Genomic DNA, 26,277 nt, shown 5'->3' on the forward strand with positions numbered 1-26,277 from the left:
ATGACGGCCTGCACGCAGGCGGCCGCTGGAACGAGTACTTGGAACGCGCTCATCGGTGATCGGATTCCAGCTGTTCGGGCATTGGCCAATGATCGCAGGATCGGCGGGAGGGTCGCACCGGCTGAGAACTGTCGCGCGGCCAAGGAATCCCACAGAGGTCAATTCGATTGGCCTCGCGACGCTTTCGATGGCGGGATACTGGCAGGGTGACGCTGTGGGGTGGGCGGTCGCGGATGCTCTTCACGAGTTACTCACCGGCCGACGAGCGGTGGGCCATCTGGCTGGCCTGGCAGTTGGAGCATGCCGAGGCGCGGTATCGAACCGTGGTGTCGTCGTGGGATTTCGATCCGGCGACCAACTATGCGGACTTCGTGCAGCGCGGGGTGCGGGAGTCCGATCTGGTGGTGGCGGTGCTGACGCGGGACTATGTGTCCTCGCGGCACGCGAACCGGGAGTGGCAGGCCGCGCTGGATGTGGATCCGGGGAAGCTGCTGGCGGTTCGGGTCAGCGAGTGTGCGCTGGAGTGGCTGCCCACGGGTGTCGCGTCCCTCGATCTGCTCGGAGTGAGCGATGCGACCGAGATGCGGCGGACGGTAGTGGACCGGGTCGAGCGGATGCTCTCGGACCGGTGGGCGCCGCGGCGGCAGCCGGACCCGCGCGCGGACGACATCTGGTCTCCGGCACCGGAATCCACCCCGGTCCGCCGGCGCCCGCTGTCGCCGCCGGCCTTTCCGGGGGACACGGCGGCGAGTCGTCCGCATGCGGGGCTGTCGATCCTGCATGTCGGTGGCCCGCGGTTCGGCCGCACCCTGTCGTCCGCCGATGTTCCCGCCGATCCCGAAGGCCTGCAGTCACATATCTATGGCGCGGTCACCGAGCTCATCGACCGGCAGGCCCCCGCGCCGGATCTGATCGTGGTGAGCGGTGACCTCACCGAGTCCGCCCATCCGGCCGAATTCCGCAAGGCCGTCTCGTTTCTCACGGGACTGCGGGTCCTGCTCAAGCTGGAGCCCGACCGGTTGGTCGTAGTCCCCGGCAATCACGACATCTCCCGACTCCTCTGCCGGGCCCACTTCCTCGACTGCGAGGCCAACGACCGCCTCCCCCGGCCGCCCTACTACGCGAAACTGCGGTTGTTCGAGCAGATGTTCAACACCCTGTACCGCGGACTCGACCATCTGGTCTTCGATGTGGGCCAGCCCTGGACCCTGTTCCCGGTGCCCGAATTGCGGCTCGTGGTGGCCGGTCTGAACTCCACCATGGCTGCCACGCACCGCCCCGAGGACGACTACGGCTCCGTGGGCACCGAGCAGAAGGACTGGTTCGCCGAGCACCTGCGCGTCCAGGAGGCGCAGGGCTGGTTCCGGCTGGGCGTCGTCCGCCACGATCCCGCACCCGGCCCGAACGTCTCCCCGTACGACCCGGGCGTGCTCCGCGACGCCGAACGCACCTTCCGCCGCCTGGGCCCGCGCCTGAACCTGCTGCTGCGCGGCCCCGGCCGGGCGGGCCGCTCGCTCGCCCATCCCACCGGCACCCTGCCCGTGCTGCCGGCTCCCGCCCCGGGCCAGGCCGAACTCCTCCACATCACCGCCGCCGGACTAACCCGCCACCGGTGCGACGAATCCTTCGAGACCCCCGCCCTGCAACAGCTCACCTGGACGAATTGCGCTGTCGCGCTGTCGAGCCGGGCCACGCCCCCGGAGCTGCCGCCACCCCCGCCCGAACCCCGCCGGCCCGAGCTCCGGGCGAGCGAGACCGCCCGGCCGCACGACATGCTGCTGGAGCAGGTCGCCGAGGTGTGCGAGGTTCGCTATCCCGGGGCGCGCATCCGCCGCATCGCCTCCGACCCGCCGTACCTGCTGGTCACCGTGAAATCCGAGCCGGTGATCGAGCAGCTCATCATCGGCGTGCACGTGGGCGAGGTGACCGGCCAGGTCCTCGACGAATTCCTCGGCCCGGAACCGAAACCCGGCTCCCAGCTCATCTACCTGGGTCCCGCGCCGAGCCGGGAACTGCTCGACCGCGCGGCCGCCGAGGGCGTGCGGATCCGCAGCTTCCCCGACTTCCAGGGCATGGCCAATCTCGGCGACTACCTGCGCAAACAGTCGGCGCGCCTGCACGACGACCCCGCCTACGCGCCCGATCTGTATGTGCCGCAACGCTTCCGCATGCTCGCCCCGCACGGCCGCGAGGTGCAGAGCGACCTGGTCGCCGAGCTCATGCGCCTGGTGACCGCCGACGACGGCCGATTCGTGCTGCTGCTCGGCGATTTCGGGCTCGGCAAGACCTTCGCCCTGCGCGAGCTGACCCGCCGCATCACCGCGAACGCCGGCCGGCTCGTCCCCATCCTCATCGAACTGCGGGACCTGGACCGCACCAGCTCCCTCGACACCCTGCTGGCCGCGCACCTGGCCAACAACGGCGAATCCCGCATCGATCTGCGCGCCCTGCGCTACATGCTCGAACAGGGCCGGGTGGTGCTGCTCTTCGACGGCTTCGACGAACTGCTCACCCGCCTCAACTACGACAGCGCCGCCGAGCACATGGCCACCCTGCTGCAGGCCGCGGTGGGCCGGGCCAAGGTCGTGGTGGCCGGGCGCACCCAGCATTTCAAGTCCTACGACCAGATCGCGACCGCGCTGCAGACCCAGGAGGAACCCCATCCGGATCGCTACCTGCTGAGCGTGGAGAACTTCACCGCTGAGCAGGTGCACGCCTTCCTGGTCAATCGCTACGGCACCGAAGGCCCCTCGGCCGACGCCCGGATGCGGCTGCTGCGCGGCATTCCCGGCCTGTTCGAGCTGGCCTGCAACCCGCGCATGCTGAGCTTCATCGCCGATCTGGACGAACAGCGGCTGCGCACCGCGGCCGGGGCCCGCCGCATCATCGGGCCGACCCGGCTCTACGAGGAGATCCTGACCAGCTGGCTCGGCTACGAGATCGAACGCTCCCCCGAGCGCGCCGGCTCGCATCCCACTCTGCGCATCGACGAACTATGGCTCGCCGTCACGTATTTCGCGTTGCGGGTGTGGGAGACCGGGCGGCCGTACCTGAATCTGGCCGAGCTGACCGAGGTCGCGCACGCCGCCGTGGAGCAGATCGACGACGGCCGGCTCAATGTCGCGCAGTTCGTGCACACCCTCGGTTCCCGCAGCCTCATCGTGCGGGCGGAGGACAACCGCTTCGGCTTCATCCACTCATCGGTGCGGGACTGGCTGGTGGCCAAACAGGTCGCCGCCCAGCTGAGCACCGGAGTCACCGCCCCCGCGCCGCTGGCGCAGGCGCAGCTGGAACCGCTGGCCGTCGAATTCCTCTGTGATCTGGGCGAGGTCGAGCTGCTGCAGGCCTGGGTGGAGCGCACCCTGGACGATCCGGACGAGCACGAGATCACCCGGACCAATGCCGCCAGGATCGCGGCCCGGCTGCGCATCTCGCCCGACAAGGACCTGCGCGGGCTGGACCTGTCGCGAGAGGATCTGTCCTTCCGCAATCTGCAACAGCTCGACTTCACCGGCGCGAACATGACCGAGACCCGGCTGACCGGCGCGGTGCTGGACCAGGCGGTCCTGCGCGGCGTGCGATTGGTGGGCGCGCAACTCGACCAGGCCTCTCTGGTCGGCACCGATCTCCGCGGAGCGGATATGACCGAGGTCCAGCTCACCAGCGCCAACCTGCAGAACGCCGACCTGCGCGGGGCCCGCCTGCATCGGGCGCACCTGGATCAGGCCTCCCTGGTGCGCGCCAACCTCGGCCGCGCCGACCTGACCGGGGCGCGACTGGCCCGCACCGATCTCACCGGGGCACGCGGCGAGGGCAGCCGCTGGACCCGGGCCGCCCTGCTGGACGTGATCGGCAGCCCGATCGGCACCGGACTGGCCGGGTCCGGGCGGGTGCCGGGCACCCCACCGCTGACCGAATTCGCCCCGGCCGCAATCGGTGTCAAGCACGGGGTGGACGCGCAGAGCGGACGGCTGCCCCGCCCGCTGGCCTACAGTCCGGACGGCGGCACCGTCGCCGTCGGCTGCGATTCCGGCAGTGTGGTCGTCTACGGCGCCGACACCGGGCGCACGCTGCGCACCCTGCACGGACATCGCGCCCGCACCTTCGCGGTCGCCTACACCGAGCAGGTCCTGGTCACCGGTTCGGCCGACGGCACTGTCCGGATCTGGGCCGCGGCCAGCGGGGCGGTGCGAAAGATTCTGTCCGGCCATGCGAATTGGCCGTGGCCGCTGGAAACCGATTCGGCCGGAACGCTGCTCGCCACCGGTGACGCGGCCGGGGTGCTGCGCATCCGGCAGCTCCCCGACGGCGAACAGCTGCACGAGTTCCCGCCGCCGGACGGCCGACCCCAACGCATCTACAGCATCGCCTTCCACCGCGACCGGGTGGCCGCCGCGTATCACGATGGCGCGGTGCGCATCTGGCAGCTCTCGACCGGCGCCGAGGTCGCCGGCTTCCGGGGCGCGCCGGGCCCGATCCGCCGCATCTGCTGGGATCCCGCGGGCGCGCTGCTCGCCGCCGGCGGCGCGGACGGCGTACTGGGCCTGTGGAATCCGGCCACCGGCGAGCGGATCAGCGACCTCGCCGGGCACCGGGACGTCGTGTACACCATGGCCTTCCACCCGGTCGAGCCCATCCTGGCCAGCGGCGACACCGCGGGCGGAATTCGCCTGTGGGACACCGGCACCGGCGAGACGGTGCACACCCGCACCGAACACGGCAGTGCGCGCATCCACTGGCTCGGCTTCGATCCGGCCGGTGACATGCTCGCCTCCGGCGACACCACGGGCGCGGTCTACGTGCGCGACGGCCGCACCGGCGCGCCGCTGCACCGGCTCACCGGCCACACCGGATCCATCTGGCCCTTCGCCTTCCGCCCCGACGGCACCCAGCTGGCCGTCGCCGACGACCAGTTCGCGCTGCGCATCTGGGATCCCGCCACCGGCGAGCGCCTGCACACCCTCAACGGGCACGGCCGCCATGTCCGCGCGGTCTCCTTCAATGCCGACGGCACCCTGCTCGCGGGCTGCGGCAACGATGGCAGCGTGCGGCTCTGGGACGCTGCCACCGGACGGCTGGCGCAGCGCCTGCAGGGCACCGCGGACGGGCTGATCACCCTGGAGTCCGGTGTCTTCAGCCCGGCCCACCCCGCCCAGCTGGTGACGGTCGGCAATGCCGGGCGGCTGCGGGTGTTCGATATCGACGCCGCCACCGCGGAACGCGACATCACCGTCGACTCCGCCCCGGTGTGGGCCATCGCCTACGACCCGACCGCTCGCTACATCGCCACCGCCAATGACGACGACACCGTCACCCTGTGGACCCGCGAGACCGGCGGCGAGCACGCCGTCTGCGCCGAGCATCGCGGCCGGGTGCGCTCGATCGCCTTCGACGCGGCGGGGGCGACCATGGCCACCGGCTGCGACGACGGCCATGTCCGGCTCTGGGACGTGGCGTCCGGGGAGCTGCTGGAAACGCTGTCGGACCCGGTCCGCGACGGCGCGAGCGGCCACCGGGTCTACGGGGTGGTCTTCGATGGCGACCGGCTGGCCAGCATCTCCTGGGACGGCACGGTGCGGATCTGGAGTCTGACCGGCGGTCCCCCGCTGCATCGGCTGGACCTGCACCGCGGGCGGCTGTGGTGCGTGGCGGTGGATCCGGTGTCGGGCACGCTGGCCACAGCGGGCGACGATCTGGTCATCAACCTGTGGGACATCACCGGCGGCCGGCACCTGCACACCCTCTACGGCCATCGGAACCGGGTGCGGTCCTTGGCTTTCGCCCCGTCGGGCCGGCTGCTGGCCAGCGCCGGGAACGACGGTTCGATCATGCTGTGGTCGCTGACGGATCCGGCCGCGGCTCCGCAGCCGCGCGGCACCCTGCTCGGGCTGCCCAAGGGCTGGGTGGCCTTCACACCGGACGGCCGCTACAAGACCGAGGGCCTGACGGCGGGCCAGTTCTGGCACGTGATCGGATTGTGCCGTTTCGAGGCGGGCGAACTGGATCCGTATCTGCCGCAGATCCGGCAGCTGGAGCTCGACGACCCGCTGTAAAGAGCTCGGCCGCACCGTAACCCAATTGTTAGCTGAAGTAACAATCATCACGCCGGGGACGGGAATACCCTCGCTACACGGCAGGTCGTACCCGCCGACACGCATGCAAACTGTGCGTGAAAACCCGCCCCGCCGGTGCTCCCCTGCTGGCCGTACCGGTCGGTGCACGCTAGGTTTCCGAAGGTGGCAGTGAGTCTGTTGGGGAAGGCCGGCCGCGCACCGGCCGCACAGGAATCAGGTTTCGCCGCGCATCGGGCCGGAGTCGATCGCCTCCTGGCCTCGTACCGCGCCATCCCGCCGGATGCGAACGTACGGCTGGCCAAGAAGACCTCCAACCTCTTCCGGGCCCGGGCGCGCAGCACCGCGCCCGGCCTCGATGTGTCCGGATTGACGCAGGTCATCGCGGTGGACCCGGAAGCCCGCACGGCCGACGTGGCCGGCATGACCACCTACGAGGACCTGGTCGCCACCACCCTGCGCTACGGGCTGGCCCCGTTCGTGGTGCCGCAGCTGAAGACCATCACCCTGGGCGGCGCGGTCACCGGACTGGGCATCGAATCCACCTCGTTCCGCAACGGTCTCCCGCACGAATCCGTGCTCGAGATCGACGTACTGACCGGCGCCGGTGAGATCGTCACCGCCACGCGGGACGGCGAACACGCGGATCTGTTCCGCGGATTCCCGAATTCCTACGGCACGCTCGGGTACTCGACCCGGCTGAAGATAGAACTCGAACCGGTGCTGCCCTACGTGGCATTGCGGCACATACGGTTCCACGATCTGCGGGAGCTGGAGGCGACGATGACACAGATCATCGCGGACCGCTCCCACGACGGCGAACCGGTCGACTACCTCGACGGCGTGGTCTTCACCGCCGACGAGAGCTACCTGATCCTGGGCCGCCAGACCGACGAGCCCGGCCCGGTCAGCGACTACACCGGCATGGACATCTACTACCGATCCATCCAGCACGATTCGGCGCGGCCCAAGCGCGATCGGCTGACCATCCACGATTACCTGTGGCGCTGGGACACCGACTGGTTCTGGTGCTCACGGGCATTCGGGGCGCAGAACCCGCGGATCCGGCGCTTCTGGCCCCAGCAGTACCGGCGCTCCAGCTTCTATTGGAAGCTGATCGCGCTGGATCACCGGTACGCGATCGGCGACAAGATCGAGGCGCGGCACGGGAATCCGCCGCGCGAACGAGTGGTGCAGGACATCGAGGTGCCCATCGACCACACCGCGGATTTCGTGGAATGGTTCCTGCGCGAGGTTCCCATCGAGCCGATCTGGTTGTGCCCCTTGCGCTTGCGCGACAACCGCGCGGAAGCGCAGGACGCGGCCGAACGCCCCTGGCCGCTCTATCCGCTGGAGCCCGGCCGCACCTATGTCAATGTCGGTTTCTGGTCGGCCGTGCCGACGGTGCCGGGACAGCCCGGCGGCGCGGCCAACCGTGCCATCGAGCACAAGGTGTCCGAACTCGACGGTCATAAATCCCTGTATTCGGACTCCTTCTACGACCAGGATGAATTCGCCTCCCTCTACTACGGCGGCGATACCTACCTCACCCTCAAGAAACGCTACGACCCGGATTCTCGTCTACTGGATCTGTATTCGAAGGCGGTGCAACGCAAGTGACCACGTACAAGGACCGTTCCGACGTATTCGCCGAGCTGGGAACCAAACTCAGCATTGCCGAGATCTTCGAGACCCTCCTCGACGGACCCGTACCGATCCGCCTGACCTGTTACGACGGCAGCAGCGCCGGACCGGAGGACTCGGAATTCGGTCTCGAGATCACCACCCCGCGCGGCGTCAACTTCATCGCCACCGCGCCCGGCGACCTCGGCATGGCCCGCGCCTACATCTCCGGTGACCTGATCACCCACGGCGTCGAACCCGGCGACCCCTACGAGCTGCTGAAGGCCATGGCGGGCATGAAGTTCCGCCGCCCCACCGCCCTGCAGCTGGTGGTCATCGCCCGCTCGCTGGGCTGGGAACTGCTCAAGCCGGTGCCCCCGCCGCCGCAGGAGGCCATGCCGCGCTGGCGGCGCATCGCGCTGGAAGGCCTGCGGCACAGCAAGTCTCGCGACGCCGAGGCCATCCACCACCACTACGACGTCTCCAACGCGTTCTACGAGTACGTGCTGGGCCCGTCCATGACCTACACCTGCGCGGCCTACGAGGACCCGGCCTGGACACTGGAGCAGGCCCAGGAGAACAAGTACCGCTTGGTCTTCGAAAAGCTGAACCTGAAGCCCGGCGACCGGCTGCTCGACATCGGCTGCGGCTGGGGCGGCATGGTGCGCTACGCCGCCAAGCGCGGCGTGCGGGTCATCGGCGCCACCCTGTCGGCCGAGCAGGCCGAGTGGGCGCGGGCCAAGATCGCCGAGGAGGGCCTGTCCGACCTCGCCGAGGTGCGCCACAGCGACTATCGCGACGTGCACGAGGGCGAGTTCGACGCGGTCTCCTCCATCGGGCTCACCGAACACATCGGCGTGCACAACTACCCCGCCTACTTCGAATTCATCAAGTCGAAGCTGAAGGTCGGCGGCCTGTTCCTGAACCACTCCATCACCCGGCCGGACAACACCCGCATCACCAAGGCGGGCGACTTCATCGACCGCTACGTCTTCCCCGACGGCGAACTGGCCGGCTCCGGCCGCATCATCTCCGAGGTCCAGAACGTCGGCCTCGAGGTGCTGCACGAGGAGAACCTGCGCCGGCACTACGCCCTCACCCTGGCCGAATGGTGCGACAACCTGGTGAAGAACTGGGATGCCGCCGTCGAGGAGGTCGGCGAGGGCACCGCCAAGGTGTGGGGGCTCTATATGGCCGGCTGTCAGCTCGGCTTCGAGCGCAATGTGGTGCAGCTGCACCAGATCCTGGGCGTCAAGCTCGGCGCGGACCAGGCCTGGACCGTGCCGCTACGCCCCTGGTGGAAGGCATAGGAACCCTCGTAACACGAAGCAGGCGCGCGGCTTTCGCCGCACGCCTGCTCTCGTTGCTACGAGGACAGGCCCGCCACCGGAATTCCCAGGCGCGCGGTCATCCACGGGAATGACGAGGTGAAGGCCGCCGCCGCGAACTGCCAGGTGTGCCCGCCCTCGGTGGTGTGCACCGTGCAGTTGATATTGACCTGCTGCCCCTGGGCACAGAGCGCCTCGGCCGCGCCGACCTCGCCGGTGTCGTAGACGCCGTCCTTGCCGCCCATGCCGACCTTGCTCTCGTCGATCGACTGCTGCTGCATGTAGGCCTTCGCCTTGGGGTCGGAGGCCATCTTCTTCTGCCACGCGGGCGGCGTCAGATCGTCGAACAGGCCGACCGTGTCGGCATACGGGCCGTGCTTCTGCATCACGGTCGTGGGATCGAAGGCCGCCCAGGCCTGCTCGCTGCCGCCGAAGAGCCGCTTGACGGTCTGCTCCTTGTTGCCCGCGGCCGGACCGAGATCGCCCGCGATATCCACGAAGGTGCCGAACAGTTCCGGATGCATGGTCGCCAGATCCACCGCGCAGGTCCCGCCCATGGACCACCCGACGATCCCCCACTTGGCGGGATCCGCGGACGCGCCGAAGGTCGATTCCGCGTAGGCGGGAACATCATTGGTGAGGTGGTCGGCCGCATCGCCGCGCGGGCCGTTCACGCATTCGGTGTCGTTGTTGAAACTGCCGCCGGAATCGACGAACACCAGGATCGGCGTCTGGCCGTTGTTGGACTTCGCGAAATCGTCCACGCTGGGCATGATCTGACCGCTGCGCACCCAGTCCGCGGGGGTGTTGAACTCGCCGCCGATCATCATGACCACCGGCAGGGTGGGCGGCTTGTCGCCCTGGAACCAGGCCGGCGGCAGGTACACGTATTCGGTGCGGTGATTGAAGTGGCTACCCGATTCCGGAATATCCACCGGCACGATCCGCCCGGTCCCCACATTCGTGTTCCGCAGCGACGCCAGCGAATCCAGGCTGGTCTGATGCGGCAGCGGTTCCGCCGTCATGGCAGCCCACGCCGCGTTCGCGGTCGGGTAGTACCCCACCCACTGGTTCAGCACGACACCCACGTTCAGCAGCGCCGCCGGCACCGCCAGCACGGCCACGATCCGCTGCCACCAGCCACCGGTTCGGATACCGACCACCGCGGCGGCGAGCGCCGCCCCCGCCAAGCCGATCGCGATCCACAGCAGCACCGGCGCCGGATCCGACGCCAGCCCCTCGTCGTTGGTGTACATCCAGGCGGCCCACACCACCCCGAGCGCGAACACCACGCAGACCGGCACCCACAGCAGCCACCACCGGCGGGTGAATCGCGCGAACGCCACCACCAGCAGGAAGACCGCGACGAAGGTGATCACCTGGGGCAGCCAGCCGTGCAGCAGCGAAACCCCGTGATGGAAGCCGCCCCCGAACCCGGTCTGGGTCTGTGCGGGCAACTGCGGTGCCGGAGGCACGGCGGGCGGGGACTGCAGCATCGTCGTCACAGGCACGTCGGCGATTCTCGACACCATTCCTCGAGAAACCCTGTGAATAGGCTGCATGAAGCCTGGATGCTGGGCGAACTCGCCCGAATTCGCTGGCCGTACCGCCGAATCCGCTGTTCAGAGCAGCGAATCGAGAAAACGGCGGGGCAGCTCCGGCGCCTCGGTATCGGCGTCCAGCGGCATCTCGTGGCGCATGGTGCGCAGGATGTTCACCACGCCCGGCCCGGCGTCGAGCAGCGGCCGGGACCAGCCCAGCCCGGCGCAGCGCACCACCACCGGAGTGAGCACCGCGATGGACTCCCCGAGCCAGCCGGAGACCGACAGGCATTCGGCCAGCAGCAGCGCCGCGTCGAGTTCGGCGCGCGGCCGGCGCTGCTCGCGGATGCGCGAATACAGGGCGCGGGCGCGCTTGACCGCGGTGTCGTCGGCGCCGAGCGGGGCCAGGTCGTCGGTGGCACGGTCCTCGCCGCGGTAGTGCCGGGCCAGCAGCGCACGGATGGTGGCGATCTCCTCCGCCTCCGCGGCCAGCGCCGCCGCGCCGGTGGCGTGCCGCAACGCGCGGGCCATCGGATCGGTGACCAGGCCCGCGGTCAGCGCATCGGCGGGCAGGCCCAGCCGCAGGCGCTCGGCCCGAACCTGGGCGGCCAGGCGGGTGAGCCGCCGGTCGGCGGCGATGCGCGCGCCCTCGTCCAGGCGCGCCGCGGCGGTCTCCAGGTCACCGCGGACCGCCTTCACCCGGGCCCCGCTCACGAAGATGGTGACCAGGAAGTCCACCGGGCCGACCCGGGCGGTCAGTTCGTGGCTCTGATCCAGCAGCCGCTCGGCGCTGTCGAGGTCACCGCGCCGGTAGGCCACCTCGCCCAGCAGCGCGGCCGCCACCCGCGCCGAGTTCGAGCGGGACCCCGCGCGGTCGCGGGCGATCTGCCAGGCCTGCTCGAAACACCGGGTGGCGGTGTCGATATCGAGCTGCTCGTAGGCGGCGTCGCCCTGCGCGCAGCGCCCGAACACCTCGCCCAGCGGATCGGCCGACCGCACGTGATAGGGCGCGGCCCACTCCTGCATGTCCCGGGCGCCCTCGAAGTCGAAGTCGCACAGGCGCACGAAGGAGGCCAGATTCGCGGCCGTCGACACCGTCCACGCCGGGAGGTCGTCGGCCAGCTTCAGGCATTCGGTGATCTTGTCCAGCACGCCCTCGGTGCGGTCGCGGGCCACCTGATCGGCCGCGGCCAGCACCGCCGCCTGACAGCGCTGATTCACCGCCTCGGCGTCGTCGGTGCCACTGCGCGCCAGCATGTTCGACAACCGCCCCAGTGCGGTCCGGGCCGCACCGGACTGCTGCAGGTTCACATTGGCCCGGGCCAACGCCATCAGCAGCTTGCTACGCGAAGTCACCTGCTGCACCGGCAGTTTCGACACCGTGCCGAACAGGGTCGCCAGCCGAGCGCTGTCGATCAGGTCCATGCCGCCCTTCTCGACCAGGTCCAGCGCGTACTTCAGATCGGTAGCAGCGAGCGCGTGATCGACCGACTGCTTGATCAGATTGTGCTCGGCGAACCAGCGGGAAGCCTTGCCGTGCAGCTTCTTCAGCTGCCCGGGCTGGGCCCGGTCCAAGCGGGCGCGCAGGTGCTCGGCCACCATCGGCTGCATCTGGTACCAATTCGGATCGTCGGCGAGCCGGTGCACGAACAGTTCCCGCCGCTCGGCCTGATCCAGCAGATCGGCGGCGTCCTTCGCGCCGGACAGCGCCTCGGCCAGCGAGGCGTTCACGCGTTCGGGAACCGCTATGGCACTGAGGAATTCGAGCATGTGCGGCTCGATGGTGTCGAGCACGTTCTCGGCGAGGTACTCGCGAATCGCCTTGTTGTCGCCGGAGAGTCCGGTGATCAGCCGGTCCACGTCGCGATCGGCCGACCGCAGCGACAGTCCGGCCAGCTGGATCGCGGCAGGCCAGCCGTCGGTGGCGGTGTGGATCTGCTCCACCTGCCGCTCGCTCAATTCCAGCCCCATGCGCTCGACCAGGATCTGCCGGGTCTCCGCCTCGGTCAGCCGCAGCTGACCGGATCCGATCTCCACCAGTTCGTCGGCCACCTGCAGACGGCTCAGCGGCAACCCGGCCCGCTCCCGGCTGGTGATGACGAAACGCAGGTCGTGCGAACAGTTGTCGAGCAGCGACTCCATTACCCGCTGCGCCCCCGCGTCGGTGATCCGATGCCAGTCGTCCACCACCACGACCACCGGGCTCCCGCTCGCGTGCACCTCGTCGATCAGCGCCGACACCGCGTACGGCACCGCCTCGGCGGGCCGCTCCTCCAGCAGCTGCTCGAGCCCCACGCCGATCTCCGGCCGCACCTTGCGGATGGCGGCGATGATGTGGGCCAGCAGCCATACCTCGTTGTCGTCGTCGCTGTCGATGCTGATCCAGGCGACCGCCACCCCGCGATCGGTGAGCTCGGCACACCACTGCGCGGCGAGGGTGCGCTTGCCGAATCCGGCCGGGGCGTGGATCACCGCCAGCCGGCGGCGACCGCCCGCGCGCAGCGGTTCCAGCAGCCGGGGGCGTGGGATCGGCTCGCGGGCCGGGGTCGGGGGCAGGAATTTCGTTGCGGCCGTGGGCGGCAGCGTATTGCCGACGGCCCCGAACTCGGTGGTGCCGGAGGCGGCGAACACGGCGCTGGGATTGCCCTGCGGCCGCAGCGTCAGCGAGCGGGCACGCGGGGCGGTGACCACGGTGTGCGTGCGCCGGCGCGAATATGTCCGGGTGGCAGTGGAATCCGTGCCGTCCACCCCGGGCTGTTCACTCTCGAGCAGCGCCATCTCGTCCGGGACCTGCCCGTGCTCGCCCTGCACGGTCCGCAGCAGCTCCCCGAATTCCACGGCGCTGCCGGGCCGGTCACGCGGATCCGGCGACATGGCCGCCTCGATGGCCGCCGCCACGTCGGGCGGAATCTCGAGCTCCCGCAGATCCGGCACCGGCTGGCTGGTGATGCGCAGGAACTGCGCCACGATCTTCTCCCCGGCCTGCCGTTCGAAGGCGGCGTGACCGGTCAGCAGCGCGAAGAGGGTGGAGCCCAGCCCGTACACATCCGAGCGCACGGTCGGCTCGTCACCCTTGAGCACCTCGGGCGCGGTGAACGCGGGCGAGCCGGTGATCAGACTCGTCGAGGTGCGGAAACCCCCTGGGATACGGGCGATTCCGAAGTCGGTGAGCTGCGGTTCCCCGTAGCGGCTCAGCAGCACATTCGCCGGTTTCACGTCCCGGTGCAGTACTTCGGCCCGGTGCGCGGTCTCGATGGCCCCCGCCAGCTTCACCCCGACCCGCACCGAATCCGTCCAGGACAGCGGCCCGCTGTCCCGCACCACCTGTTCCAGGGAACCGCGGGTGGCATAGGGCATCACGATGAAGGGCCGCCCGCTGGGCGTGACGTCCACCTGCAGGATGTCGACGATGTTCGGATGCCCCGACAACCGGCCCATGGCGTGTTCCTCACGCAGGAACCGCTCCCGGCTCTCGTCGTCGATCTCGGTGGAGAGCACCTTGACCGCCACCACCCGGTCCAGGGCGCGCTGGGCACAGCGGTACACCACCCCGAAACCGCCCCGGCCGATCTCCTCCGCGTCGAACAGGCCCATGGCCTCGAGCTCGTCGTCGAGGGTCATGGGAAGGTAGGACTGCGTGGAGTCTTCGGGAGGGGCCTGCTCACTCCGCGAGCCGCCCGGGCGCGCCTGTGGATTCATCTGGACCTGCCTCCGGTGTTCTCCCGCGCATCTTCCAACGTAGCGCGGACCGCACGGGCGTGTGGACCTTTCACTCAGCTCCGGGCGTCCCGTGCGGTCCTCTTCACACACCTGTAAAACACCCGGCCCGGGCCGCGTATTCGCGACCCGGGCCGGGTGTTTCAGCGCTGGAGCGCCGTTGTTACTTGCGCAGCGAAGCCGGAACCTCGAAGCGGCTGCCGAACTTGGCGGCCAGCTCGTCGGCGCGGGCCACGAAGGCCTGCTGTCCACCCGGGTAGCCCACGATGAACTGGTGGGTGCCACCGGTCCAGGCCGGGAAGCCGATGCCGAAGATCGAGCCGATGTTGGCGTCGGCGGTCGAGGTCAGCACGTTCTCGTCGAAGCACTTCTGGGTCTCGATGGCCTCGGCGAACAGCATGCGGTCCTTCAGGTCCTGCAGCGAGACGCCCTCGGGCAGCTCGGTGGAGGTCTTGAAGGTGGAGCGCAGCTCCGACCACAGGCCGGTGGCCTTACCGTCGACGTAGTCGTAGAAGCCCGCGCCGCCGGCCTTGCCCTTGCGGTCGAACTCGTCCACCAGCTTGTCGAGGATCTGCGCGGTCGCGCCGGAGGCGGCGTCGATCTCGCCACCGGCGGCCACGATGGCCTCGGCGGTCTCCTTGTAGATCTTCTGCATGGTGGTGAAGTTCAGCTCGTCCGACAGCTTCAGCGGCGCCGCCGGGTAGCCCGCCTGCAGACCGGCCTGCTCGATGGTCTGCGGGTCGACGCCCTCACCGAGCATCATGATGGCCTCGTTGATGAACTTGCCGATCACGCGCGAGGTGTAGAAGCCGCGCGAGTCGTTCACCACGATCGGGGTCTTGCGGATGGCGAGGGTGTAGTCGTACACCCGGGCCAGCGCCTCGTCGGAGGTCTTCTCGCCCTTGATGATCTCGACCAGCGGCATCTTGTCGACCGGCGAGAAGAAGTGGATGCCGATGAAGTCCTCGGCCCGCTTCACGCCATTGGCCAGCAGGGTGATCGGCAGGGTCGAGGTGTTGGAGCCGAGCAGCGCGTCGGCGTCCACGATGTCCTCGATCTCGCCGAAGACCTTCGCCTTGAGCTCCGGGTTCTCGAACACGGCCTCGATGACGAAGTCCACGCCCGCGAAGTCGGCCGCGTCGGCGGTCGGCTTGATGCGGTCGAGCAGGGTCTTCGACTTCTCCTCGGTGGTCTTGCCACGCGAGAGCGCCTTCTCCTCGAGCTTGACCGAGTAGTCCTTGCCCTTGTTGGCGGCCTCGATGGTGACGTCCTTCAGGACGACGTCGATGCCGGCCTTGGCGGTGACGTACGCGATGCCCGCGCCCATCATGCCCGCGCCGATCACGCCGACCTTCTTGATCTCACGCTTCGGCACGTCCTTCGGACGCGAACCGCCGTTGTTGATGTGCTGCAGGTCGAAGAAGAACGCCTGGATCATGTTCTTGGCGACCGGACCGGTCAGCAGGGACACGAAGTAGCGCGACTCGATCAGCGAGGCGGAGTCGAAGTCGACCTGCGCGCCCTCGATGGCGGCGGACATGATCGCCTTGGGGGCGGGCATGTTCTGGCCCTTGAGCTGCTTGCGCAGGTTGGCCGGGAAGGCCGGCAGGTTGGCGGCCAGCGACGGGGTGGAGGGGGTGCCGCCCGGGATCTTGTAGCCCTTGACGTCCCACGGCTGCACGCCCGCCTCGGGGTTGGCCTTGATCCACGCCTTGGCGGCCGGGACCAGCTCCTCGACGGAGGCGACGGTCTCGTGAATGAGGCCGGTGGCCTTCGCCTTCTGTGCGTTGAACTTCTGGCCCTGCAGCAGCACGCCCATCAGGCCGTTCGCGATGCCGAGCATGCGGGTGATGCGGGTGACGCCGCCACCGGCCGGGAGCAGGCCCAGGGAGACCTCGGGCAGGCCCAGCTGCACGGCCTTGATGTCGGCCGCGATGCGGTGGTGGGTGGCCAGGGTGATCTCCAGGCCGCCGCCCAGGGCAGCGCCGTTGATGGCCGAAACCACCGGCTTGCCAAGGGTTTCCAGACGACGCAGGTCGTCCTTGATGAAGGTCAGTTCCTCCATGATGGCCGCGGCGTCCGCCGGGGTGGTCTGCATCATGTTCTTGAGGTCACCGCCGGCGAAGAAGGTCTTCTTCGCGGAGGTGATGACGACACCGGTGATGTCGTCCTTCTCGGCGACCAGGCGGTCCACCGTGGCCCGCATGGAGTCCTTGTAGAGCTGGTTCATGGTGTTGGCACCCTGGTTCGGGTCGTCCATGGTCAGCACGACGATGCCGTCGGCGTCCTTTTCCCAGCCGATCATGTTCTCGGTCATTGTTTTCGATTCTCCTGAAGATGAAAGTCGGTGGGCGTCAGACGCGCTCGATGATGGTGGCGACACCCATGCCGCCGCCGATGCAGAGGGTGACCAGCGCGTAGCGCGCGTTGCGGCGGTGCAGCTCGTCGACCATGGTGCCGGTGATCATGGCGCCGGTGGCGCCCAGCGGGTGGCCCATGGCGATCGCGCCACCGTTGACGTTCAGCTTCTCGTCCGGGATGTTCAGGTCCTTCTGGAACTTCAGGACGACGGAGGCGAAGGCCTCGTTGATCTCGAACAGGTCGATGTCATCGACCGTCAGGCCCGCCTTGGCCAGCGCCTTGTGCGCGGCCGGGGTCGGACCGGTCAGCATGATGGTGGCGTCGGCGCCGGAGGTGGCGGTGGCGACGATGCGGGCGCGCGGGGTCAGACCCGAAGCGGCGCCGGCCTCCTCGGAGCCGACCAGCACCAGCGCGGCGCCGTCGACGATGCCGGAGGAGTTACCACCGGTGTGGACGTGGTCGATCTTCTCGACGTAGGTGTAGCGCTGCATGGCGACGGCGTCGAAGCCGCCCATGTCACCGATGCCGGCGAAGGCCGGGTTCAGCTTGCCCAGGTCGGCGGCGGTAGTGCCGGGACGCATGTGCTCGTCGTTGTCCAGGACGGTCAGGCCGTTGATGTCCTTGACCGGGACGACGGAGCGCGAGAAGTAGCCGTTCTTCCAGGCCTGCTCGGCCAGGTTCTGCGAGCGGACCGCGTAGGCGTCCACGTCGTCGCGGGAGAAGCCCTCGATGGTGGCGATCAGGTCGGCCGAAATGCCCTGCGGCACAATGTAAGCGTTGTAGCTGGTCCACGGGTCCATGAACATGGCGCCGCCGTCGGAGCCCATCGGCACGCGGGACATGGACTCCACGCCACCGGCCAGCACCAGGTCGTCGAAGCCCGAGCGGACCTTCTGGGCGGCCATGTTGACGGCCTCGAGGCCGGAGGCGCAGAAGCGGTTGATCTGCACGCCGCCGACGGTGTCGGGCAGGTTCGCGGTGAGCACGGTGGTGCGGGCGATGTCGGCGCCCTGATCACCGACCGGGGAGACGACGCCCAGGATGATGTCCGAGATGCGGTCCTCGTCCAGGTTCGGGAACCGGTTCCGCAGCTCCTCGACCAGACCGGTGGTCAGGTCGATCGGCTTGACCGAGTGCAGCGAGCCCTTCCGGTTCTTGCCGCGCGGGGTGCGGATGGCCTCGTAAATGTAGGCCTCTGTGGTCATATCGGAGTTTTCCTCTCTTGGGTGCGCCGTCACCGCGTTGTGCGGGCAGTGCCATGGCTATAACCTCGCCGACCGGCCCCACGACCGATCGCCTAGACGCTGTACAAACAACGTCCCGAGCAGGCTCGTTGACGCTCCGGTAGCCCGTACGCCCGGGCCATACCTTAGAACCTCGCGAAACCGATACTCACGGCCACCCGATCATAGTACCGAACTATGCGAACTCCGGTTAACTTAAGTTGCCCCGCAGGGGAACTGTCAACCCTCGAGAGGTGTGGCCCCCAACTCCGACCTCAGCAGTGCTAGCGCCACCTCATCCGGGTCGCGGCGCTCCTCCGGAGGCACCGGCTTCGCCGACTCCGCCAGCATCTCCCGCTCCTCCTCCGGCGTAGTAGCAGGTGGGACGCCGTCATAACCTACCGGCGAGTAGTCACCCGGCCCCGGATCGTCCGGAAGATCCGGCCCGTCAGGCAGCGGAATATCGTCCTCCGGCGGCGCGAAACGGGCACTGTTCGCATCGAACGGATCCCCGCCCGCCGGCCCCGGATCGGCCGGCGCCGGAGCGGCGGGCGCCGCGGGCGTGGTGCTCCCCCACCCAGCGGCCGCCGCGGGCTCGGCGACCGGTGCGGCCGCGGCCGCCTTGGCCTGACTCGGGCGCGAGAACTTCGGTGCGGCCTTCTTGGGCGCGGGCTGCCCGCCCGCCGGGGCCCGCCCCGCCGCCGTGGCCGCCGATCCGCCACCGGCGGCCGGTCCCCCGACCTCCCACCGCACATCGTGGTCGCGCCCCAGCACGGCCCGGACCGCCGACCGCACCGCGTCCAGGTTCTGCGGCTGCGACAACCGCTGCGCCAGCGGTGCGTGCAGGTGCGCGAAGACGATCGTCTCCCCTTCGACCCGCGCCACGCTGGCGCCGGTCAGCAGGGCCTGCACCGCGGCACCGAAGTCCCGCACCTTGGCCCGGATATCCGCCCAGGCCGCCTCGATCTCCTGCAGCACGGCGTCACCCACGGGCGCCGCGGCCGCCGGAGCAGCGACCTCGGCCGGTGCCGCGACCGGCTCGGCCGGGGCGGTTTGTCGAGGCGCAGCAACCGGCTCGGGCGCGGGGACAGGCTCCGGCGCGGGAATCACGACCGGCTCGGGCGCGGCCACCGGCTCCACGACCGGCGCGGCCGCGATCGGATCGGCAACCGGCGCAACGGGTTCGATCGCCACCGGCCCCGGCTCGGGGGCCACCGGCGCGGGCGCGGGTTCCGCAGCGGCCGGAACCTGCTGCGGTGCAGGGCTTTCCGCTACCGGGGTCGCCGCAACCTGCGGTGCGGCACTGCCCACCGGGCTCAGTTCAGGCGGCCGGACCGCGGTGCCGCCGGCGACGGCCTGCGGTGTGGGATCGGCAGCCGGCGCGGGAGCGATCGGCGCGGATGCCGTCTCGGCGACGGGAGCTGCCGGCGTGCCGGACTTTTCGGCGCGCAGCGCGGCCAGGGCCGCGGCTCCGCGCCGGCGGTTGTCACCGCCGGCCGGGGGCACGGCGGGAGCGGCGGACGCGGATGCGGCCGGAGCGGCCTGCGCCTGCTGCGGGGCGGCGGGGATTGCGCCGCTTGCCATTCGGCGCTCCAGCAGCTCGAGGCGCTGGAGGGTGGCGGTTTCGGCGTCCGAAGCGGCCGGAAGAAGCATGCGGGCACTGACGACTTCGAGCAGCAGGCGGGGGTTGGTGGCGCCGCGCATGTCGCCGAGGCCCTCGTGCAGGAGTTCGGCGTGGCGGGCCAGGGTGGCGGCGCCGAGGCGCTCGGCCTGGGAGCGCATGCGGTCGATGACGTCGCCGGGGCCGGTGACCAGGTTGCGGTCGGTGGCGTCGGGGACGGCGCGGAGCAGGATCAGATCGCGCAGCCGCTCGAGCAGGTCGGTGGCGAAGCGGCGGGGGTCGTGACCCGCCTCCACCACGCGGTCGATGGTGCCGAACAGGGCCGCGCCGTCGGAGACGGCAAGCGCCTCGATGGCGTCGTCGATCAGCGCGACATCGGTGACGCCGAGCAGCGAGACCGCACGCGGATAGGTGACGCCCTCGGGGCCCGCGCCGGCCAGCAGCTGGTCCAGCACGCTGAGACTGTCGCGCGGGGAGCCGCCGCCGGCGCGAATCACCAAGGGGTACACCGACTCTTCGACCTGCACCCCCTCCTGGTCGCAGATCTTGCCGAGCAGTCCGCGCATGGTGGCGGGCGGGAGCAGCCGGAAGGGGTAGTGGTGCGTACGTGAGCGGATGGTGGGCAGCACCTTGTCCGGCTCGGTGGTGGCGAAGACGAAGATCAGGTGGGCGGGCGGCTCCTCCACGATCTTGAGCAGCGCGTTGAAGCCCGCGGTGGTGACCATGTGCGCCTCGTCGACGATGAAGACGCGGTACCGGGATTCGGCCGGGGCGTAGAAGGCGCGGTCGCGCAGTTCGCGGGTGTCGTCCACACCGCCGTGGCTGGCGGCGTCGAGCTCGATGACGTCGAGATTGCCGGATCCGCCCGGGCCGAGCGCCACGCAGGACGAGCAGACGCCGCACGGCTTGGAGGTCGGGCCCTGTACGCAGTTCAGCGAGCGCGCGAGGATGCGCGCGGAGGAGGTCTTGCCACAGCCGCGTGGTCCCGAGAAGAGATAGGCATGACTGATCCGCCCGGTGTCGAGCGCGATACTCAGGGGATCGGTGACGTGCTCCTGACCCACCACTTCAGCGAACGTTGCCGGTCGGTACTTCCGGTACAGAGCCACGGGGAGAGGTTACCGGGGCGCACCGACAGGCGGTGCCGCGCCGCCGGGCCGGTCGTCCGGTACTCCGCTGGTGTCCGGTCGTCCACTCGAACTATGGCGTAGATCACACTCATTCCTGAGGCCCGGTCAGAACCGACCGTCCCGAACGGACATCTCGACAATTCCCACAGCAAATTCTCAGCGTGCCCATAGCGGCCATTTGTCCAAGACCTCTGACCTGCTATGTCACCAGATACAGACTTACGTTCTGTTTCAACTCCAGAGATCCGACATAACGATCCAGTCAATCGATGCGGCAAGATCGCAATCGCTTGGCTACCGTGGACGACGGCAACTTCGGTAGCCAAACCTTCATCAGGTTGGTCGCCCCGGCCGGTCCCTCATCCCGGCCGGAGCACAACCAAATCCCCCGGAGGACATGCCTCGTGCAGTCGCATGACGACATCGCCGCAGCCTGGCTCTCCAGTACCGAATTCGCCGGCGATTCCGCCGCGGTCGGACTGCTCAGCCGCGCCATCAGCCCGCACGATTACGACATCCGGCGCGATTCCCTACCGGTGTCCGCCGCTGCCGATCCGGCCACCGCGGGCGCGATTCTGGAACTGCTGCAGCGCGGCCAGGTGCCGACCCTGGCGGCGATCCACACCCTCATCGTGCAGAACGACATGCGGGCCGAGGCCGAGCGCATCGAGCGGCTGGGCCGGCGGGCGCAGCGCAGCATCGACGATTTCGGACGGGTGCTGGCGAAACTCACCGACAACTATTGGATCGCGCACGGCACCGGTCCGACCCGGCGCGACATTCTGCTCTCCGAACCGTCGATCGCCCTGATCCGCGATCGGGTGGGCGATATCCAGCCGACCGCCATCAAGCATCTGTGGCTGATCGAGCGCGCCCAGCGCGCGGGCTGGATCGCCTACAACGCCGCGCCCCGATCCCTGTGTGCCGGAAGGCGCTTCCATGCCGCCCGGTACGGCAACCGGGTGTCGCTGCGACCGGTGAACACCATCGGCACGCTGGTGGCGGCGTATCTGCGGGACCAGGTGGCCGAGCAGGGCCGCCCGCCGCGCTGGTCGGTGCTGGCCTACGAATTGCGCGACGATCGGGGACGGCGCGTGTTCAACGACACAGCCGACGCCCGGGCCCAGCAGCAGTGGCTGGTGACCGCCGAATGGATGGCGCTCGACGACGGCAATCCGGTCCCCGGCCCGCGCGGATTGCGCGCGCTGACCAAAAAGGTCAAGGATCGTCGCAGCTAGGGCTGTTAACGGCAGGTATCCGAAGCCTCATTTTTGTAACAGCGCCTTAACGTGAGGATTCGGTAACTTCCACGCAACGCGATCACCGCGTGGAAGGAGTTACCGCATGACACCTCATCTCGACCCGGCGGCGACGGCCTGGCTGCTGGCCGCCACGGCGCTGGTGCTGCTGATGACACCCGGACTGGCGATCTTCTACGGCGGCATGGTGCGGTCCAGCGGTGTGCTCAACATGCTGATGATGAGCTTCATCTCGATTCCGCTGGTCGCGGTGGCGTGGCTGCTGTTCGGGTACAGCCTGGCCTTCGGGGATGACGCGGGCGGCGGGATCATCGGCGATCTCGGGCACTTCGGGCTGGCCGGAATCGATCCGAACACGCTGCACGTGGTGGACACCAAGAGCGGGGCGGCGGTGCCGGAGCTGTTGTTCGTCACCTTCCAGCTGACCTTCGCGATCCTGACCGTCGCGCTGATCAGCGGCGCGATCGCCGACCGCGCCAAGTTCTCGGCGTGGATGATCTTCGTGCCGGCCTGGGCGCTGATCGTGTACGCGCCGATCGCGCACTGGGTGTGGACGCCGGACGGCTGGCTGGCCAAGCTGGGCGCGCTGGATTACGCGGGCGGTCTGGTGGTCGAGATCGCCTCGGGCGCTTCGGCACTGGCCATGGCGCTGGTGCTGGGACCGCGGGTGGGCTTCAAGACCGATGCCATGCGGCCGCACAATCTGCCGTTCGTCCTGCTGGGCGCGGGCCTGCTGTGGTTCGGCTGGTTCGGCTTCAACGCGGGTTCGGCCCTGGCGGCCAATGGCATTGCCGCCGCGGTATTCCTGAACACGTTGGTGGCGGGCTGTCTGGGCATGCTGGGCTGGCTGGTGGTCGAGGCGCGGCGTGACGGCAAGCCGACCACCTTCGGCGCGGCCTCGGGCGCGGTGGCCGGTCTGGTCGCGATCACGCCGTCCTGCGGCGAGGTGAACACCATCGGCGCGGTGATCGTGGGTCTGGTTGCGGGCGTGGTGTGTTCGTTCGCGGTGAGCTGGAAGTTCAAGGGCAACTACGACGATTCGCTGGACGTGGTGGGCGTGCACTTCGTGGGCGGCATCGTGGGCACGCTGCTCATCGGCTTCCTGGCCTCGGCGGTCATGACCGGTGGGCCGAAGGGCCTGTTCTACGGCGGCGGACTGGGTCAGCTGGGTAAGCAGACCGTGGGCGTGCTGACCGTGGCGGCCTTCGCCTTCGGGGTGACCTTCCTGCTGGGCAAGGTGCTGGACAAGCTGATCGGCTTCCGGATCACCAAGGAGGACGAGATCGGCGGTATCGACTTCGCGCTGCACGCGGAGACCGCCTACGCCGAGGGCGTGCACGGGCACGCGCCGAGCCGGATCGCCAAGCCGCACGGGCACTGAGCTGTGCGATATTTCGAGCCCCGCTGCGTCTCGCAGCGGGGCTCGAATGCTTTTGCGGTCCGGTTCAGTTCACCTTGCTCGCGGGGACGCTGAAGGTATTGCACTGGAGGGTGCGGTCCTTGTCGTACCCGATCTCGAACCAGCCGCCCATGTTCTGGGCGGTGCCGTGGTCGCGCATGTCGCCGGGTCCGTCGCCGCGGTGATAGGCGTCATTGCGGGCCACGCCGATCTGGGCGCTGGTCAGCGAGCCGCCATTGCTGGAGGACGACAGGTACATGCCGTCGAAGCACTGGGCCTGTAATTCGGTGCGGCGGGACAGTTCCAGGCCGGTGTCGCTGCGGGAACCAGCGTCGCGGCGCTGCTGGTGCACCTTGCCGAGAATGCCGGCCTGAGCCTGGACGTGATGGCCGTATTCATGGGCGAAGACGGACAGGTAGACGACCCAGTTGTTGCCGAAGAGATCGGTTTGCAGCTGGCTGATCGGCAGGTAGATGGTCATGTCCGCCGAGCAGTAGAAGGCCGCGAAATTGGTGCTGTTCCCGGTGCACAGGGTGGTGATTCCGGTGGTGTCGGCGGACACGTTCAGCTTGGGCGCCTCGAACGGCAGATTGATCTTGTCGAACAAGGGTTTCCATGTGGAGTGCAGGCAGTCCGCCGCGGTTTCGAAGAACTTGCGCGCCACCTCGACCTGGGTGCCCCACGGCGTGTACGCGCACTTGGCCGGCAGCAGCGTGTAATCGGCATCGGTGAGCAACGGGTTGTCGGCCGTGGCCGCTACGCCGTGGTTCTCACCGGCATCCCCCGGGTAGCTGGTCTTGACGGTTGAGCCGGCATTGATGGAATTCAGGCCGGTGGTGATGGCGGTGCGCAGCAGCACGCCGGTCACCAGCAGGACCAGGATCACCACCAGCACACCGATCCGGCCGCGGCGCGGCGGCGCGGGCCGGGTCATCGGGATCGCGCCGGTCGGCGGGGCGGCGGTGGGCGGCGGCATGGGCGCGCGGTAGGCGGGCCGGGCCGGGTAGCCCGGCGGCTGGCCGTAGGCGGGCGGCTGGCCGTAGGCGGGCGGCGGAAAGCCTTGGTGCGGTGGATATCCCGGCCGGGGCGCACCCGCAGCGGGCGGGGGCGGATATCCCGGGCGCGGGGATGGATAGCCGGGCGGCGGCGGAGTGGGCCGGCCCGGCTGCGGCGAATATCCCGGCGGCCGTTGGTATCCGGGCGGCTGCTGCGACCCGCCCGGCGGGGTTCCGCGCGGTGGCACGGGACGCCGGCCCGGGGGTGTCGGTCCGTGTTCGGACGGTGGGCGAGTCATCTCCCCCGCACCCCCTCGTTCCTCAGAGATAACCTGCCGGCTCCATAGACCTGCGACTTGCCGCTGAGGAAGGATAGCAAGCTGGCTAGAGTAGCCAGTCATGCAGATTTTTCGGGGGGCCGCCCTGGTCGCGCTGCTGCTCGCGGTGGCGGGTGTGGCGGCGCCGGCCGCGGTGGCGCAGCCGGCCGGTGTGGATATCACCGCCGAGGTGAATCTGGGCGACGACGGTCTGCTGCGGATCACCGAAACCGTGAAAGTGCCCGAGGGCGGCGAGTTTCGGCAGGTGCTGCCGCTTCGGGTGCAGGTGGGCGCGGGCGTGCAGCGCAATTTCCAGGTGACCGACGTGTCCGCCGACGGGGATGGCGATGCCAAGGTCGCCGACGACCGGTTCACCATCGAGGCCCGGCCGGGTTCGGCCACCTTCAAGTACACGGTGCACAACACCGTCAGTGAAGCTTCGGGCGCGCAGGTGTTCCAGTGGACCGGCGTGCTGAATACCGATGTGGCGTCGATCAATGCGACGGTGTCGAGCCCGAGCTTCCGCATGGGCATCACCAGGTGCACGGTGGGCCCGCCCGGAAATCCCCAGGACTGCGCGGATATTCGCGTGGAGCCGGACGGGTTCGCGCATCTGGAGAAGACGGACCTGCACAAGGGCGACATCCTGGATGTGACCTTGCAGCTGCCGCCGAGCACGGTCAAGGCGAATGCCGATGTGCGCGACGACAATGCGCCCGGCGCCTTCTCGCTGACCGGTCCGGTGTTCGCCGCGTTCGGCGTGCTGCTGGCGGCGCTGGCGGCGGCGGCCGGGTATGTGGTGTGGTCGCGCCGGTCGGCGCCGGCGGGCACCGAAGTGCTCGATCCGCTGGTGCGCGCAGGCGACCACGTGCAGTTCACCTCGCCCGACGGGATGCTCCCGAGCACGGCCGGGCTGCTGCTCGACGGCCACGCCGACGTACCGGATATGGCGTCGACCGTGGTGGATCTGGCGGTGCGCAACTATCTGTGGGTGAGCGCTGTCGGCGATTCGGATTGGCGTTTCTCCCGGGTGAATCCGCCCGACGGGCAGTTGACCGCCTACGAGCGCGCGGTGTACGCGGCGCTGATTCCGGAGGGCGTCGAGTCGGTGCTGCTGTCCGAGCGCAAGGGCCGGGTGGATGCGGGCGCGGTGCGGGCGGCGCTGATCGGTGATGCCGTGGCAGCCGGGGTCTTCATCGACCGGACCCGCCGGGGTTTCGAGTTCTGGCTCGGGGTCGGGCTGATCCTGCTCGGGGTCATCGCGACCGTGGCGCTGGCCTTCGGCCCGCAGCGGCATGCCCTGGTCGGCGCGGCCATCGCGCTCGGCGGGGTGGCGGCGCTGCTGCTGCCGCGCTATCTGCCCGCCCGCACGGCGCTGGGCCGGGAGCTGACCGGTCGGGTCCAGGCCATGCAGCGCGGGCTGGACGCGATTGCGCCGCAGCGCATTCCGGCCGCCGATCAGGAGCTGGTGTTCTCCCGGGCGCTGCCGTTCCTGGTGGCCGCGCGCCGCGGCGACCAGTGGGTGCGCACGTTCCGCGAGCTGGATCCGACAGCGGACGGGAGCCCGGGCCTGTACTGGTTCGGCGGCTTCGAGGGCGATCGCGCGCTGCAGCGTTTCGGCGCGCATTTCCCGTATTTCATCACGGCCGTCGAAGGGTTGTTCCGGACCGCCGACCAGCGCTGACCCGCACG

At 69.3% G+C, this 26,277-nt stretch carries 12 protein-coding genes; 6 read left to right on the forward strand and 6 right to left on the reverse strand.

Annotation, left to right across the window (positions count from 1 at the left end):
• The first annotated feature begins 206 nt into the window (after positions 1-206).
• The 3 genes from ACWEKS_RS10325 to ACWEKS_RS10335 all read left to right on the forward strand — a co-directional run bounded on the left by ACWEKS_RS10325 (position 207) and on the right by ACWEKS_RS10335 (position 9,004).
• On the forward strand, positions 207-6,053 hold the full coding sequence (locus ACWEKS_RS10325) for a WD40 domain-containing protein (RefSeq protein WP_452339776.1): 5,847 nt from the start codon (positions 207-209) through the stop codon (positions 6,051-6,053).
• A gap of 189 nt (positions 6,054-6,242) precedes the next feature.
• Entirely contained in the window at positions 6,243-7,691 is a 1,449-nt protein-coding gene (locus tag ACWEKS_RS10330) for an FAD-binding oxidoreductase (RefSeq protein WP_452339777.1), read from the forward strand.
• Complete coding sequence (locus ACWEKS_RS10335) at positions 7,688-9,004, forward strand: class I SAM-dependent methyltransferase (RefSeq protein WP_452339778.1); 1,317 nt, start codon at positions 7,688-7,690, stop codon at positions 9,002-9,004. Before ACWEKS_RS10330 ends, ACWEKS_RS10335 begins: the two co-directional genes overlap by 4 nt.
• A gap of 56 nt (positions 9,005-9,060) precedes the next feature.
• Here the strand turns inward: ACWEKS_RS10335 and ACWEKS_RS10340 are convergent, their stop codons facing one another.
• The 5 genes from ACWEKS_RS10340 to ACWEKS_RS10360 all read right to left on the reverse strand — a co-directional run bounded on the left by ACWEKS_RS10340 (position 9,061) and on the right by ACWEKS_RS10360 (position 20,594).
• Positions 9,061-10,533, reverse strand: coding sequence for an alpha/beta hydrolase (locus ACWEKS_RS10340; RefSeq protein WP_452339779.1), 1,473 nt, complete (start codon positions 10,531-10,533; stop codon positions 9,061-9,063).
• A 111-nt stretch (positions 10,534-10,644) separates the two neighbouring features.
• Positions 10,645-14,262, reverse strand: coding sequence for a protein kinase domain-containing protein (locus ACWEKS_RS10345; RefSeq protein ID WP_452339780.1), 3,618 nt, complete (start codon positions 14,260-14,262; stop codon positions 10,645-10,647).
• Positions 14,263-14,443: 181 nt separating this feature from the next.
• Complete coding sequence (locus ACWEKS_RS10350; protein ID WP_452339781.1) at positions 14,444-16,597, reverse strand: 3-hydroxyacyl-CoA dehydrogenase NAD-binding domain-containing protein; 2,154 nt, start codon at positions 16,595-16,597, stop codon at positions 14,444-14,446.
• A 37-nt stretch (positions 16,598-16,634) separates the two neighbouring features.
• A complete protein-coding gene (locus ACWEKS_RS10355; RefSeq protein ID WP_364621314.1) occupies positions 16,635-17,846 on the reverse strand; it encodes an acetyl-CoA C-acetyltransferase in 1,212 nt (403 codons plus the stop codon).
• 258 nt (positions 17,847-18,104) lie between these two features.
• Positions 18,105-20,594, reverse strand: coding sequence for a DNA polymerase III subunit gamma and tau (locus ACWEKS_RS10360; RefSeq protein ID WP_452339782.1), 2,490 nt, complete (start codon positions 20,592-20,594; stop codon positions 18,105-18,107).
• A 425-nt stretch (positions 20,595-21,019) separates the two neighbouring features.
• Here ACWEKS_RS10360 and ACWEKS_RS10365 point away from each other — a divergent pair, with 425 nt between their 5' ends.
• Complete coding sequence (locus ACWEKS_RS10365) at positions 21,020-21,853, forward strand: hypothetical protein (RefSeq protein ID WP_452339783.1); 834 nt, start codon at positions 21,020-21,022, stop codon at positions 21,851-21,853.
• Between the two features lie 106 nt (positions 21,854-21,959).
• Complete coding sequence (locus ACWEKS_RS10370; RefSeq protein ID WP_452339784.1) at positions 21,960-23,255, forward strand: ammonium transporter; 1,296 nt, start codon at positions 21,960-21,962, stop codon at positions 23,253-23,255.
• Between the two features lie 64 nt (positions 23,256-23,319).
• Here ACWEKS_RS10370 and ACWEKS_RS10375 read toward each other — a convergent pair whose 3' ends face one another.
• A complete protein-coding gene (locus ACWEKS_RS10375) occupies positions 23,320-24,567 on the reverse strand; it encodes a neutral zinc metallopeptidase (protein ID WP_452339785.1) in 1,248 nt (415 codons plus the stop codon).
• Between the two features lie 100 nt (positions 24,568-24,667).
• Here ACWEKS_RS10375 and ACWEKS_RS10380 point away from each other — a divergent pair, with 100 nt between their 5' ends.
• Positions 24,668-26,269, forward strand: coding sequence for a DUF2207 family protein (locus tag ACWEKS_RS10380; protein WP_452339786.1), 1,602 nt, complete (start codon positions 24,668-24,670; stop codon positions 26,267-26,269).
• The last annotated feature ends 8 nt before the right edge of the window (positions 26,270-26,277 follow it).

It is taken from the genome of Nocardia sp. NPDC004711, assembly GCF_053601595.1.